The sequence below is a fragment of the Rhizobium sp. KDH_Rht_773_N genome, assembly GCF_052946295.1.
On sequence record NZ_JBRFNB010000002.1, the window covers coordinates 966305 to 978700 of the forward strand.

Genomic DNA, 12396 nt, shown 5'->3' on the forward strand with positions numbered 1-12396 from the left:
CCCATTCTCGTTGTTAGCTGTTCACTCTTTATTGTTGGTCTTATTGTTTCACCGCACCGGCGGTCAGGCCGCCGACGAGATAGCGCTGAAGGAAGAAGATGACGATCATCGCCGGCGCGATGCCGACGAAGGAGGCCGCCATCAGTTCGTTCCAGATGACCTCCTGCTTGCCGAAGTAAGCGAAGAGTCCCACCGGCAGGGGCATGTATTCAGTCTTCGAGTTGAAGGTCAGCGCGAAGATGAACTGCTGGGCATAGGCACCGATGAACGTGGTGATCGCGACGACGATAATCCCCGGCATCGCAATGGGCAGAATGACGCGGCGCAGCGTGTAGAAGTGGCTGGCGCCATCCATATAGGCCGCTTCGTTGAGTTCCTGCGGAATGCGGATCATGTAGGTGCGCAGCAGCCAGATCGCCGAAGGGATCAGGAAGGCGACGCCCGGCACGATCATCGCAAGATAGGTGTTCAGGACACCCATGCTGCGCATCAGGCGGAAGAGCGGGATGAGCAGCACGGCGCCGGAGAACATGTTCACCGTCAGGAAGGCGCCGAGCAGGATGCCCATGCCCTTGAACTCGAATTTCGCAAACGCATAAGCCGCTGGAATGACGAGGCAGAGCACGATGACGGTGACGATGATCGAGATGAAGAACGAGTTGAAGATATAGCGAGCAAAGCCCGGCACGCTGATCCACATCGTCCGGTAGGCTTCGAACGAGCCGTTTTCCGGCCAGAAGCGGTAGGGCGAGGAGAAGAGCTGGCTGAGCGGCTTCAGCGACACCAGAAAGCCTTCGACAAAGGGCGCCAGCACGAAGAAGAGAAAGAGCGCTATGCCGCAGTAGATGAGGATGATTTCCCACCAGCTGTAGCGATCGATCATGGGACGGCTGCTCATGCGCGCTTCTCCGGATTGAGGCGGCGGGTGACACGGAAATAGGCGAAGCAGAAGAGCGACAGGAAGATGCAGATCAGCACTGCGCGCGCTGCCCCTTCGCCATATTTCTTCGAGCCGATCGCCGTCTGATAGGTATCGATAATCATCGTCGTCGTTTCGCCGCTCGGGCCGCCCTGCGTCAGGATCCAGATAATGTCGAAGGAATTGAAGGTCGCGATCAGCGACAGCATCGACATCGTGATGATGGCCGGAACCATCAGCGGCAGCGTGATGCGGCGGAAACGGTACCAGCGACCGGCGCCGTCGGTCCATGCGGCTTCGTAGAGATCCTTCGGGATCGACTGGATCGCGGCGAGGAAATAGATCGTCACCAGCGGCACGCCGATCCACACGTCCGTGACGATCGTCGCCCAGAAGGCGGTGCTGCCATAGGCGAGAAAGGCGACCGGACCGTCGACGAGGCCGAAGCGCTGCAGCAACCCGGAAATCATCCCGAACTGGCCGTTATACATCCAGCCCCACATGAAGATGCCGATGGCCATCGGCACGATCCACGGCGGCATGGTGAGCAGCCGAAACAGCGAACGGCCTGGCACGGCCGCATTCAGCATGGCGGCGCCGAACGTGCCGATAATCATCTTCAGGGCGACCGAAAAGAAGGTCCAGATGAAAGTTCGGACAATGACTTCCACGAAGGTGGGATTGAAGATCTTCTCGTAATTGACCCAGCCGACCCAGTTCGTCACCTTGCGCAGCGATGCGTCCGTAAAGGACAGGATGAACGTATCGACCAGCGGATAGGCAACGATCGCGAGCACATAGAGGACAGCAGGGAGGAGAAGGATCCAGGCGAAGATGACGGCACTTTTCTGAGCACTCATCTTGCCGTTCTCCTCAGGCCGCTCTGGCGTGCAGCGCCTCGTCGAACCGGTCCCAGACGGGACGAAGGTCGATTACGGCCTTCTTCATGCGGGCCTCATCCATGGCGAGCGCCAGGATGCCCGCCTCCAATGCGTTGAGCGTGGAGACCGGCAGTTCCGAACCGGTGCGCACACTCTGCAGAATATCGGCCGCCATCTGCTCGTCGGCACCGTAGTGCTGCGACAGCTCGGTCGCGGCATATTCGTTTGCGACGATCTTGTTGCCGGTCAGCTGCTCGTGAACATCGAGATAACCGCGGACGAAATCGCCCTCTGCCATGCCGCGCGAGCCCATGATGGCAAAGCGGCGGAACTGGTCGGGGACGTTCAGATTGGTGTGGAAGTTCATGCCGACGCCATTGGCGTATTCGACGATTGCCACCTGGTAGTCGATGATGTCGGCGTCGCTGTCGAACACCTTGTCCGAGCCCATCCAGCCGCTCGGCTTGCGGTGGAAGAGTTCCAGATCGTTGATGCCTTCGCGCGCCGGGTCGTTGGCGGGAATGAAGCTCTTGCGGCCGCCGAAGCTCGCAACGCGTTCGGGGCGGGCGCCGACCACGCCATTGTAAAGGTCGAGGTCGTGGCAGCATTTTTCCAGCATGAAACTGCCGGAATAGCGCTCGTAGCGGCGCCAGTCGCGCATGAAGAAGGCGCCGTGATAGGGCTCGATATGTTCGGAGGCTTCGATCGAAACGATATGGCCGAGCTTGCCTTCCGCCTGGACGGCGCGCAGGTCCTTGTAGAGGGGAGAGTAGCGCAGCACGAGACCGACCATCAGCCGCTCATGGCCGAACTTCGCCATCAGATGGGCAAGTTCGATGCTCTCGGCGATCGTGGTGACGATCGGCTTTTCGCAGAAAACCTTCAGACCGGCCTCAAGGCCGAGGCGAATATGATCGAGATGCATGTGGTTGGGCGAGCCGATCATCAAGAGATCGAGCTTTTCGGAGGCGAGAAGTTCTTGCGGCGAACCATAGGCCTTGCCGACGGAGATGCCCTTTTCCGTCAGTCCGGGAAGCCCGGCGGGGTCCGGATCGACGTAGCCTACGATCTCGAAACTGCTGTCGATTGCCTTGAAGACATAGCCAAGATAGCCGAGCCGGAATCCCAGCCCTATGATTCCCACTTTCATGCTAAATTCGTTCCCGATTTCGTAATTTATTTTCTTCAAGTTGGGGCAAAAATCAGAGGTCGTCAACCAAAAACGGTGTTGAGAGCGCGTTGATGAAATTGATTTTCATCGGACCCGCTCTGAGCCTCTGCAGCCTCCAGGCCGGACGGTCTGGGTCGCGGCGGCAGAGGTCCGCATGCCGCCGCGCTTGACGGCCGCCGCCACCCGGCTGTCCGCACCGGCACCGCAAATGCTCATGCCTTCCGAGATCACGGCGGCGATCGTGTCCAGTCCACCAGCCGTGCAAGACCGCATGGCTGGCGCGACAGCGTCTCAAATCCCCGATCCGTCCAGTTGCTGGGCGTCGTCGCCTTCCCAGGGCGAGGGCATGGAACCGCTGTTGAGATTGGCTGACGGCATTGGCATCCAACACTTCAATTCCGGCTCGGCATATTCGATGAGGCGGCCAGGCGAGGAATCGGACGCGCGCCAGCCCGCCGTGCCGAACTGATCGCCATTCGACCAATAGGCGAGGTCAACTTCCGCCGGCCCCTGTTCGGACGGGCGGATCGTAACGAGGATCCGGCTGCCGTCCTTCGGGGCGGTTGTCATATGTCGCCAACGGTCTGGTTCAACCATCGTTCTTCCTCCTGCATTGCTGAGGATTGCAAGTCTCATATCAGTCCGGGAAACGGTCAATTCAAACTTGGTGCTGTGCGACCCCGGCCGCTGATTTGCTGTTCCGGCGAGACGGAGGGCTGGCGAGCGGCAATGTCAGCTCACAGGTTGGCATTCCCGCGCCGGGCCTTTCAACCTGGATAGAAGACGGGCTGAGGTCGCCTTGCGTTGCAGCCGTTCAAAGCCAGTTGATCCGCTTGAGCACCATCAGCGTTGCAACGGACGTGACCGCGACGAAGGCAACGATGATGACGAAAGCCCAGGTGTCGTTGACGCCAGGGATGCCGCCGACATTCATGCCGAACAGGCCGGCCACGACGCTCGGCGGCAGCAGCAGGGCGGCGAGTGCGGCGAGGCGATTGGAATTGCGGGCGATCCGCTCGCTGATGACGGTGGACAGGTCGTCGTGAAGGATGCTGGTCCGGTCGCGGATGGCGTCGAGATATTCGATGAAGCGCATCAGCTTGTCGATGACCTCGCGGAAGCGCAGCTTGTCACGCTCCTTCAGCCACGGGGCGTCGTCATGCTCGATCCGGTTCAAGGCGTCGCGCTGGGGTGCGAGATAGCGGCGAAGCTGTACGGAACGGCGGCGAAGCTGCTTCAGCCGCTCGCGCACTTCGCCGGCATCACCGTGAAAAACCAGCTCGTCCAGTTCGTCCACCTCCTCGTCCATCGCATCGAGTACGGGTTCGAGGTCGCGCACCAGCTTTTCGCTGACGAGAGCGAGCAATTCCCCCGTCTGTTTTGGGCCTTTGCTCTTGTCCAGGGCAAGGCGGATGTCGCGCAGGGCGGTTATATAGTGGCCGCTGTCGCGCAATGTCACCAGCCTGCGCTGGTCGGCCCATATATGAAGGGGAACAAGATCGACCTCGGCGGAGCCGTTTTTCACTTCGTCCGGCGGCGTAGCGCAGACGCCGCGAAGAATGATCAGCAACCCGTCGTCAATGCCTTCGACGCGCGGGCGCGTTTCTTCCTCCAGCAAGGCTTCGGCGACCAGCGGATCGAAGCCGCCTCTCGATGTCACCCATTCCGCCGCGGCCGGATGGTCGCGCTCGAAATGCAGCCAGACGACGCCATCAGCCGGCGTCCACCGACGCACCGCTTCCATGTCAAGCGTACGGCACCCGCCGTTGCCGTCAAGAAGCACGGCGAAACGCAAACCCGGCTCGGCGCCGTAACTTGCAACATTCGTGACCTGTTCGTGCATGAAAAACCTCCACCCGCTGCGGTCCGCCTCCCCGAAGCGCGATGCGATAGCTTAGCGAGTCGCTGTCGGGCGGCAAGACGATCGAATGCTCAGTTGTTTTGAACAAGGCCGCCACGTCGGCGACGGCATACGATCCGGGACGGGCATTGCCCTTACTCCGAGCCGCAGGCGTAGCCGTTCGAAATTAGAATCTATCGCGTCAATTGAAAGACCTGATCGCTGCGCTAGTTTAAATTGTCATGGCGTTGGCGTCGATGTGTCTGGTCGCGATGCGCATGCCGCCAGCGCCGTTGCGAATGAAGGACGATCGTCTCCGGAAAGACCACGGAACAAGGGATCGCGACCATGCGCCCAGCCGATCGAATGACGCAGCCCTGAACGGGCTTCATGGCCGCTGGGCGGACCTCATCATCCTTGGATAAGCCACCACACGGAGGGGGAAGATGTGTAGGCATGAACTGCTTGTCCTGGCAACGCTTGCATCTCTGTTTGCGGCCCAGACTGCGCTTGCGGACGGTCCTGGCGGTCCGGCCCGCGGACTGAAGACGGCGCCTGTCTTCAGCTATCTTTCGGAAAAGCGCCGGACAGCCGCGCCGTTCGCGCATGTGATGTTTTGCGCGCGCAATCCCAACGAATGCACGGCAGGCGACGGTGCCTCGCAAATCCTGTTGGACCCCGCAGCCGACAAGCAGCTTCGCGCCGTCAACGCCTCGGTCAACGGCTCGATCCGTCCGCTCAACGAAAGCCCTGAAGAGGGCGATGTCTGGCAGGTGAACGTCAAGGCGGGCGATTGCGAGGATTTCGCGCTGACCAAGCGCGATCATCTCATCGCCATGGGCTGGTCGGTAAAGGCGCTGCGGATCGCAGTGGCAAAGACACCCACCGGCAAAGGCCACGCGGTTCTGGTCGTCAAGACCGATCGGGGCGATCTGGTGCTCGACAACCGTACCAATGCGATCAAGGGCTGGCGGGATACGGATCTTCGCTGGCTGATGATCCAGTCGGGGGACGATCCGCGCATATGGTTCGAACTTTAGATGCGAAACACATGTGCGGCGTGCGGATCTTTTGAGGCCGGTATCCTGTCCTTGCTGCCAGCCGCCCGGTGATACGTCCGGCGTTTCGGTTGCTGCCTGCCGTGTTTGAACACGTCCTGATAGAACCGTCTTCATCCGATCGGTTTTATCGAAGGCATCCATTGACCTGAGGCCCTGCTTGCATTTTCTATCCGCCCCCAAACATAAGCCGGCCAGGGAGGGCATATGCAGGTCCTATCGAGCATTCAGGCAGTGCGCGCAGCGCTTGCCGCCGCAAGGGCGAATGGTGGAAGCGTCGGCTTTGTGCCGACGATGGGTTATCTTCACGCCGGGCATATGGAGCTTGTCGCGCGGGCGCGCGCCGAAAACGAAATCGTCGTTGCCTCGATCTTCGTCAATCCGCTCCAGTTCGGCCCGGCAGAGGACCTGGCCCGATACCCGCGTGACCTGGAACGCGACAGAACGATGCTGGAAAGGGCCGGTGTCGACATCCTCTTTGCCCCCGGTGTCGAGGATATGTACCCGCATCCGATGAAGACCGTGGTCGATGTGCCGGAGCTTGGCGGCGAGCTCGAAGGTGCGGTTCGGCCGGGGCATTTCGCGGGCGTTGCCACTGTCGTCACCAAGCTCTTCAACATCGTGCAGCCGAAGAACGCCTATTTCGGCGAGAAGGATTACCAGCAGGTCGTCATCATCAAACGCATGGTCGACGATCTCGCCCAGCCGGTGCGCATCGTCTCGGTGCCGACGGTCCGCGACGCCGACGGTCTGGCTCTGTCGTCCCGCAACGTTTATCTTAGCGCGGAGGAACGCCGCGCTGCGGTCATCGTGCCTCGCGCCCTGGACGAGGCGGAGCGCCTCGTCGCCGGTGGGCTCAGCGATCCGCAGGTCCTTGAGGCGAAACTGGCCGAATTCATCGGACGCGAAGCCTTGGCAAAACCGGAAGTCGTCGCGGTCAGGGACGCCTCGACGTTGAAACATGTCGCGAAGATCGAGGATCCGGTCGTTGTCGCACTGTTCGTGCGGATCGGCGCGACCAAACTTCTCGACAACCGGGTGATTGCGGGCAAAGATTCATCTGGAAGGGGAGAGGCATCATGAGTGCCGTGAGCTCCGCAAAACGTCTGACGCCATCACGGATCCGGGCCATGAAGGGCCGCACGCCGATCGTGTGTCTGACGGCCTACACGACACCGATGGCGCGGCTTCTCGATGAACATTGCGATCTCCTGCTCGTCGGGGATTCGCTCGGCATGGTTCTCTACGGCATGGAGAGCACCGTGGCGGTGACGCTCGACATGATGATCGCCCATGGCAGGGCGGTCATGCGCGGCGTCGCCCGATCCTGCGTAGTGGTCGACATGCCCTTCGGCAGCTATCAGGAGTCCAAAGAGCTGGCCTATCGCAACGCCGTGCGCATCCTGCGGGAAACCGGGTGCGACGCGGTCAAGCTGGAAGGCGGCGAGGAGATGGCCGAGACGATTTCCTTCCTCACGGCGCGCGGTATTCCGGTCCTCGGACATATCGGTCTCATGCCTCAACAGGTCCATACCGCAGGCGGCTACCGATCTGTCGGACATTCCGAGGAGGAGGTCGCCAAGATCAGGCGTGATGCCGCCGCGATCGGCAGCTCGGGAGCCTTTGGGGTCGTCGTCGAAGGAACGGTCGAGACATTTGCCCGCGAGGTGACGGGAGCAATTCCTGTTCCGACGATCGGGATCGGCGCCTCGGCAGCCTGCGACGGCCAGATCCTGGTTTCGGACGATATGCTCGGACTGTTCAACGATTTCACGCCGCGCTTCGTCAAACGCTACGACGAACTTGGCAAGAGGGTGGGCGCTGCCGCCGCCGCCTATGCCGGCGACGTTCGCTCGCGCACGTTCCCCGCAGAGGAGCATACGTTCAAGCGCCGGTCCTGACGGTGCGGGCGACGACCGGACGGAGCGCGAGTGCGCAGCAGCGGCTCCGCACTCAGGGGACCAGCGTGATGGTCGCGGAGTTCCATCCTGCGGGCAGCGGTCGGGGCCGGTCGATCGTCACGTTTTCGATTTCGAGGCCGGTGACATTCTGCGCAAAGACGCCCGGCAATCCGCCTGGATAGGCGAAAAGGCCGACAATGTTGCCGTCCTCGGCCCGCACCCAGGCATTGCCGCGCCCCTCGGTGCCTTTGGGCGGTGCCAGATCGGCGTTGGTCGGCCGCAAGTCATACTGCCTGGCAGTGCCGAGCGGTCCTTCCTCCATCCTAAGCGTGCTCGCGCGCAAAACAACATTGTCGATGCCGCCCGGTTCCTCTGCAAAGAGATTGACCGCCCCCTGGCATCGCCCACTGATATTTTCGACAAGTACCTTGCAAACCGTTCCTGCCGGGCGCTCGGGGCGTCGCGTGAGCTTGGTAATCGTGAACGGTTCGCCGGAGCCCCAGAATCCGTCCGGCGTCTCGCTGCAATCGACTTCGATATCGCGGAAGACAACATTCTCGACCTTGCCGCCATCGCGCGAAAAGATGCCGAGACCGCGGTTGGAATTCTCGATCCTGCAGCGCAGGAAGCTGACCTCGGTTATGTCGCCAAAGCTTTCCGTGCCGATCTTGAGGGCGCAGCTCTTGCTCTCGATCACGCTGTCGGAGACCGTGATCCGCTCGCAGCGGCCGATTTCTTTCTCGCTGAAGCTGGTCTTGAGGCATATGCCGTCATCGGCGGTTCGAATGACGGCGCCGGCGATCGTCACGTCGCTGCAGCTGTCGATGACGATCCCGTCGGTATTGGGCAGTTGGCGGTTGTTGGAGACGCGAACGCCGTGAACAGCGATATTGCGGCAGCGCACCAGATGGATCGTCCACATGGGTGAATCGGTTATCTGGACGTCTTCCAAACGAACGTCCTGACAATCCTCCAGGACCAGGACTCGCGGACGTTCGGCGAACGGAGTGAATGTGCCCACACTCGCGTCGAAGCCGGTGTGGAAGGCATCGCCGCCGCCGTCGATCGTCCCCTTGCCGACGAGCGCAATATTCCTGGCGTTCTGCGCCACGATGTAAGCGCGGTTGGATGCTTCGGCGAGTACGCTGACCGTGTTGGAGCCATATTGTTTGTAATCGGGGGCGAAAGCGAGGACTGCGTTTTCCTCGATATGCAGCGTCACATTATCGCTCAACCGGATCGGCCCTGCGTGATGGCGACCGGGCCGGAGAAAGACCGTCCCGCCGCCGGCCGCCGCTACAGTGTCGAGCGCTGCCTGGAGATCGCCACCCACCACCTCAACGAATATCTCCATCCGATACCTCCGCCTGTCCTGCGGATTTCATAGCCCTGGCTAATTTATTCGTCAACAGGACGAACTAAATCTTGCCGAACTGGATGTGTTGTGTTGACAGCCCGCAAAACTCGTATTTAATTCGTCATGGTTACGAACAAAGGACTGTGGGAGTGCAGTGCAGGCCGTTCGTTTCGGATGTCAGGATGACAAGCCAGAGAGGGAGCCCTATGAAAACGCTAAAGACAATCCTAATGACCGCCAGCGCCCTGGCGATGACAATGTCGGTCGCCGCAGCCTCCGAACTCAAGCTCGTGTGGTATGTCGACAGTGATCAGGAGGAGGCGGATACGCGCGCTCTGCTCGATCAGTACACGAAGCTGCATCCCGAAACGACCTTCGATCTGGAAATCACGCCCTATGACGGGATGATCCAGAAATTCCAGCAATATGCCGCATCGGGCATCATGCCGGATCTGTCGCTGACCTCCTCGATGGAGCCGGTCATCCGGCCGTTCCTGGCAGACCTCGGCAAGGAGATCGGGCCGGAATGGATCAACGACTTCGTCAAGGGGTGGGCCGATGGGGCCAAGCTCGGCGACAAGGTCATTGCCGCGCCGCTGCGCGTTACCTCGACCGGCATCTTCCTGAACGCTGACGCCTTCAAAAAGGCAGGCGTCGCCATCCCGGATCAGGCAACGGGCTGGACCTGGGACGAGTTCATTCCGAAGGTCAAGGAAGTCGCGGAGAAATCCGGCACCCGCTATCCGCTCGTCTGGGATGTTTCGGCGAGCCGCTGGATCGTCCACGAATATCAATATGGCAACCACATCTACACCGAGAAGGAGCCGGTCAAGGTCGTGATGGACGAGGCGGCCTGGACGGGCACGCTCGACAAGTTCATCGACATCACCAAGGCAGCCATGCCGCCCGGCCTGTGGAGCGGAGCAAGCTCGGACAATCCGAAGGAACTTTTCACCGCCGGTCAGGCCGCCGCCTACATGTCCGGCAGCTGGCAGATCGCCGGGCTGGCAACCAATGCGCAATTTGCCTGGCAGGCCGGACCGACGCCGCGCGGGACGGTTGCCTCCTCGATCTACGGGGGCGATTACATCGTCGCCTTCAATACGAGCCAGCACCTGCCGGAAGCAGTCGAGTTCATAAAGTGGATCACGTCGCCGGAGATCCAGGCGCAATATGCCAAGACCTTCGGCATGATCCCCGCCAACCTCAAGGCGCCGCCGGTCAAGTATGACAATCCGGCTGCGACGGCTGCAATCACCGCAATGCAGAGCGAGCTGAACGCGAGCCCGGCCTATGCGGCAACGGACCAGGCCTGGCCTCAGATGCAGTCGGTCTGGGGCACGGTTAAGACAGCCGTCACCCAGGCTGTTGCCGGCCAGATTTCGTCGGCCGAGGCGATCGCGCAGATCAAGAAGGCTGCCGACGACTCGCTCGAGGCGAGCAAGTGACGGCGGTGATTGCGCAACAAGGCAGTTCGGCACTGGGTCCTCACCCGGTGCCGAAAGGCAGCCGCAACAGCCTCTTCAATATCGGTTGGCCGTATCTGCTGATGCTGCCGACGATCGCATTGCTTGTCACCTTTACGCTCTATCCGCTGGTTCAGGGCCTCCTGATGGCGTTCTTCAAGCGGGGCGTCGTGGTTGTCCCACAGGTGCCGAGCACCCTGCCGCAATATGTGGGCTTCGATAACTTTCTCGGGCTCTTGAGCAATGCCGACTTTCAGACGTCTCTCGTCAAGACGGTGCTCTTCGTCATTGTCGCTGTGCCACTGAACATCGTCGCCTCGCTGGCGCTGGCGCTGCTTCTTTCGCCTCAGACCCGGTTCTTCGCGGTTGTCCGTACGATCGTCTTCTTCCCCTCGATGATCAGCCTGCTGATCATCGGCGTTTCCTGGCGCTGGCTTTTCGGCCTGAACAACGGTCTCGTCAACTATCTGCTGTCACTTGTGGGAATTGCCCCCGTTCCGTGGCTCGAACAGGACACGCTGGCGCAGATTGCGATGATCATCGCCTGGGTCTGGGCTCAGGCCGGCTTCAACATGATGATCTTTATCGCCGGCCTGACTGCGATCTCGGCGGATTATTATGAAGCCGCGTCGATCGACGGTACCAGCAAATGGCGTCAGTTCACGCATATCACATTGCCGCTTCTCAAGCCGACGATGGCGGTGGTTCTGGTGCTTTCGTCGATCGAAGCCTTCAAGGTCTACGAACTCGTCGTGTCGTTGACCGGAGGAGGGCCGGGCAAGGCGACCGTCTATCTGATCCAGACGATCTACGACACGGCGTTTCAAAAGCCGATGCAGGCTGGCGTTGCCGCTGCGCAGTCGATGGTTCTCTTTGCAATTCTCTTGCTGCTGACGATCGTCCAGTTGCGCGTGTCGAGGAGTGAGAAATGACACGGATCTATTCGCCCTGGCGGCTCGCCTTCGTGGCCCTGACACTCTTCGTCTTTCTGATGCCGCCGGTGTGGCTCTTCCTGTCGTCGCTGAAATCGCAACAGGAAGTATTCCAGTGGCCGCCGACCATTTTCCCGGCTCATGTGACGTTGCAGAATTTCATCGATACCGTATCGCGAGCAAAATTTCTCGTCTTCTTCCGCAATTCGGCAATCGTTTCGGTGCTTTCGGCACTGCTGTCCGTCACCATCAGCGTCATGGCGGGTTATGCGCTTGCCAAATTCAGGTTCAAAGGCGATACCCTGTTTTTCCTGCTGATCATGTCGTCCCTGATGGTGCCGCTGCAGATCGTCATGATCCCGGTATTTCTTGTTCTGCGCGATCTTCACCTTCTTGATACGCTCGCGGGCATCATCATCGCCCCGGCCGCCACGCCCACGGGCGTGTTCCTGATGCGGCAATATATCACCAACATTCCCGACAGCCTTCTGGAGGCTGCCCGGATCGACGGGACGCCGGAGTGGCGCATCCTGCTGAGAATCATCGTGCCTCTCTCCATCCCGGCGATCGGCACACTTCTGGCTTTCAATCTGGTCTGGCGCTGGAACGACTACCTGTGGCCGTTCCTGGTCATCACGGACCAGGACAAGTGGACCGTCCAGGTCGCGCTCGCCAATACGGTTGGGCGGTTCGGCATCAACTGGCCGCGACTGCTATCGATGTCCGTACTCTCGGTCCTGCCGGTGCTCGTCATGTTCACGGCCCTGCAGCGCATGCTGATGAGCGGGCTGATGGCCGGCGCGACCAAGGAATAGCGAACCGTCCCGACCGAATGCAAAAGCCGCCTGCGGGCGGCTTTTGCCTTGTGTTT

General features: G+C 60.6%; 12 protein-coding genes. 6 read left to right on the forward strand and 6 right to left on the reverse strand.

The window, feature by feature from the left end; genetic code table 11:
* Positions 1 to 40 precede the first annotated feature (40 nt).
* The 5 genes from ACU8HS_RS26410 to ACU8HS_RS26430 form a co-directional block, all read right to left on the reverse strand.
* Positions 41 to 898, reverse strand: coding sequence for a carbohydrate ABC transporter permease (locus ACU8HS_RS26410; RefSeq protein WP_112569118.1), 858 nt, complete (start codon positions 896 to 898; stop codon positions 41 to 43).
* A complete protein-coding gene (locus ACU8HS_RS26415; RefSeq protein ID WP_112569120.1) occupies positions 895 to 1779 on the reverse strand; it encodes a carbohydrate ABC transporter permease in 885 nt (294 codons plus the stop codon). The genes ACU8HS_RS26410 and ACU8HS_RS26415 overlap by 4 nt, the downstream gene beginning before the upstream one ends.
* A gap of 13 nt (positions 1780 to 1792) precedes the next feature.
* On the reverse strand, positions 1793 to 2950 hold the full coding sequence (locus tag ACU8HS_RS26420; protein WP_113413864.1) for a Gfo/Idh/MocA family protein: 1158 nt from the start codon (positions 2948 to 2950) through the stop codon (positions 1793 to 1795).
* Positions 2951 to 3262: 312 nt separating this feature from the next.
* On the reverse strand, positions 3263 to 3568 hold the full coding sequence (locus ACU8HS_RS26425; RefSeq protein ID WP_112569124.1) for a hypothetical protein: 306 nt from the start codon (positions 3566 to 3568) through the stop codon (positions 3263 to 3265).
* A gap of 217 nt (positions 3569 to 3785) precedes the next feature.
* Positions 3786 to 4814 (reverse strand): zinc transporter ZntB, encoded by a 1029-nt coding sequence (locus ACU8HS_RS26430; protein WP_112704408.1) that lies wholly within the window; start codon positions 4812 to 4814, stop codon positions 3786 to 3788.
* A gap of 443 nt (positions 4815 to 5257) precedes the next feature.
* Here ACU8HS_RS26430 and ACU8HS_RS26435 point away from each other — a divergent pair, with 443 nt between their 5' ends.
* From ACU8HS_RS26435 to panB, 3 genes are all read left to right on the forward strand, one after another.
* Positions 5258 to 5851 (forward strand): transglutaminase-like cysteine peptidase, encoded by a 594-nt coding sequence (locus ACU8HS_RS26435; protein ID WP_113413865.1) that lies wholly within the window; start codon positions 5258 to 5260, stop codon positions 5849 to 5851.
* A 225-nt stretch (positions 5852 to 6076) separates the two neighbouring features.
* Positions 6077 to 6952 (forward strand): pantoate--beta-alanine ligase, encoded by an 876-nt coding sequence (panC, locus tag ACU8HS_RS26440; protein ID WP_447016040.1) that lies wholly within the window; start codon positions 6077 to 6079, stop codon positions 6950 to 6952.
* Positions 6949 to 7770 carry a 3-methyl-2-oxobutanoate hydroxymethyltransferase gene (panB, locus tag ACU8HS_RS26445; protein WP_447016041.1) on the forward strand — a complete coding sequence of 274 codons (822 nt, stop codon included), beginning with the start codon at positions 6949 to 6951 and terminating at the stop codon, positions 7768 to 7770. Before panC ends, panB begins: the two co-directional genes overlap by 4 nt.
* Positions 7771 to 7822: 52 nt before the next feature.
* On the opposite strand, the gene pglB is transcribed toward panB, so the two are convergent.
* Positions 7823 to 9124 (reverse strand): polygalacturonase PglB, encoded by a 1302-nt coding sequence (pglB, locus tag ACU8HS_RS26450; RefSeq protein WP_113413866.1) that lies wholly within the window; start codon positions 9122 to 9124, stop codon positions 7823 to 7825.
* Positions 9125 to 9357: 233 nt separating this feature from the next.
* Here pglB and ACU8HS_RS26455 point away from each other — a divergent pair, with 233 nt between their 5' ends.
* From ACU8HS_RS26455 to ACU8HS_RS26465, 3 genes are read left to right on the forward strand one after another with little or no spacing between them, the layout of a single operon-like run.
* A complete protein-coding gene (locus ACU8HS_RS26455) occupies positions 9358 to 10575 on the forward strand; it encodes an ABC transporter substrate-binding protein (RefSeq protein ID WP_447016042.1) in 1218 nt (405 codons plus the stop codon).
* Positions 10572 to 11525: a carbohydrate ABC transporter permease gene (locus tag ACU8HS_RS26460; protein ID WP_112569138.1), complete on the forward strand. Its 954-nt coding sequence runs from the start codon at positions 10572 to 10574 to the stop codon at positions 11523 to 11525. Before ACU8HS_RS26455 ends, ACU8HS_RS26460 begins: the two co-directional genes overlap by 4 nt.
* Positions 11522 to 12340, forward strand: a complete 819-nt coding sequence (locus ACU8HS_RS26465; RefSeq protein WP_447016043.1) for a carbohydrate ABC transporter permease — start codon at positions 11522 to 11524, stop codon at positions 12338 to 12340. Before ACU8HS_RS26460 ends, ACU8HS_RS26465 begins: the two co-directional genes overlap by 4 nt.
* The last annotated feature ends 56 nt before the right edge of the window (positions 12341 to 12396 follow it).

Coding starts and splice junctions, on each gene's coding strand:
- panC (WP_447016040.1), top strand. CDS start 6,077: ATGCAGGTCCTATCGAGCATTCAGGCAGTGCGCGCAGCGCTTGCCGCC.
- ACU8HS_RS26435 (WP_113413865.1), top strand. CDS start 5,258: ATGTGTAGGCATGAACTGCTTGTCCTGGCAACGCTTGCATCTCTGTTT.
- ACU8HS_RS26430 (WP_112704408.1), bottom strand. CDS start 4,814: ATGCACGAACAGGTCACGAATGTTGCAAGTTACGGCGCCGAGCCGGGT.
- ACU8HS_RS26455 (WP_447016042.1), top strand. CDS start 9,358: ATGACCGCCAGCGCCCTGGCGATGACAATGTCGGTCGCCGCAGCCTCC.
- ACU8HS_RS26420 (WP_113413864.1), bottom strand. CDS start 2,950: ATGAAAGTGGGAATCATAGGGCTGGGATTCCGGCTCGGCTATCTTGGC.
- pglB (WP_113413866.1), bottom strand. CDS start 9,124: ATGGAGATATTCGTTGAGGTGGTGGGTGGCGATCTCCAGGCAGCGCTC.
- ACU8HS_RS26425 (WP_112569124.1), bottom strand. CDS start 3,568: ATGGTTGAACCAGACCGTTGGCGACATATGACAACCGCCCCGAAGGAC.
- ACU8HS_RS26415 (WP_112569120.1), bottom strand. CDS start 1,779: ATGAGTGCTCAGAAAAGTGCCGTCATCTTCGCCTGGATCCTTCTCCTC.
- ACU8HS_RS26410 (WP_112569118.1), bottom strand. CDS start 898: ATGAGCAGCCGTCCCATGATCGATCGCTACAGCTGGTGGGAAATCATC.
- panB (WP_447016041.1), top strand. CDS start 6,949: ATGAGTGCCGTGAGCTCCGCAAAACGTCTGACGCCATCACGGATCCGG.
- ACU8HS_RS26465 (WP_447016043.1), top strand. CDS start 11,522: ATGACACGGATCTATTCGCCCTGGCGGCTCGCCTTCGTGGCCCTGACA.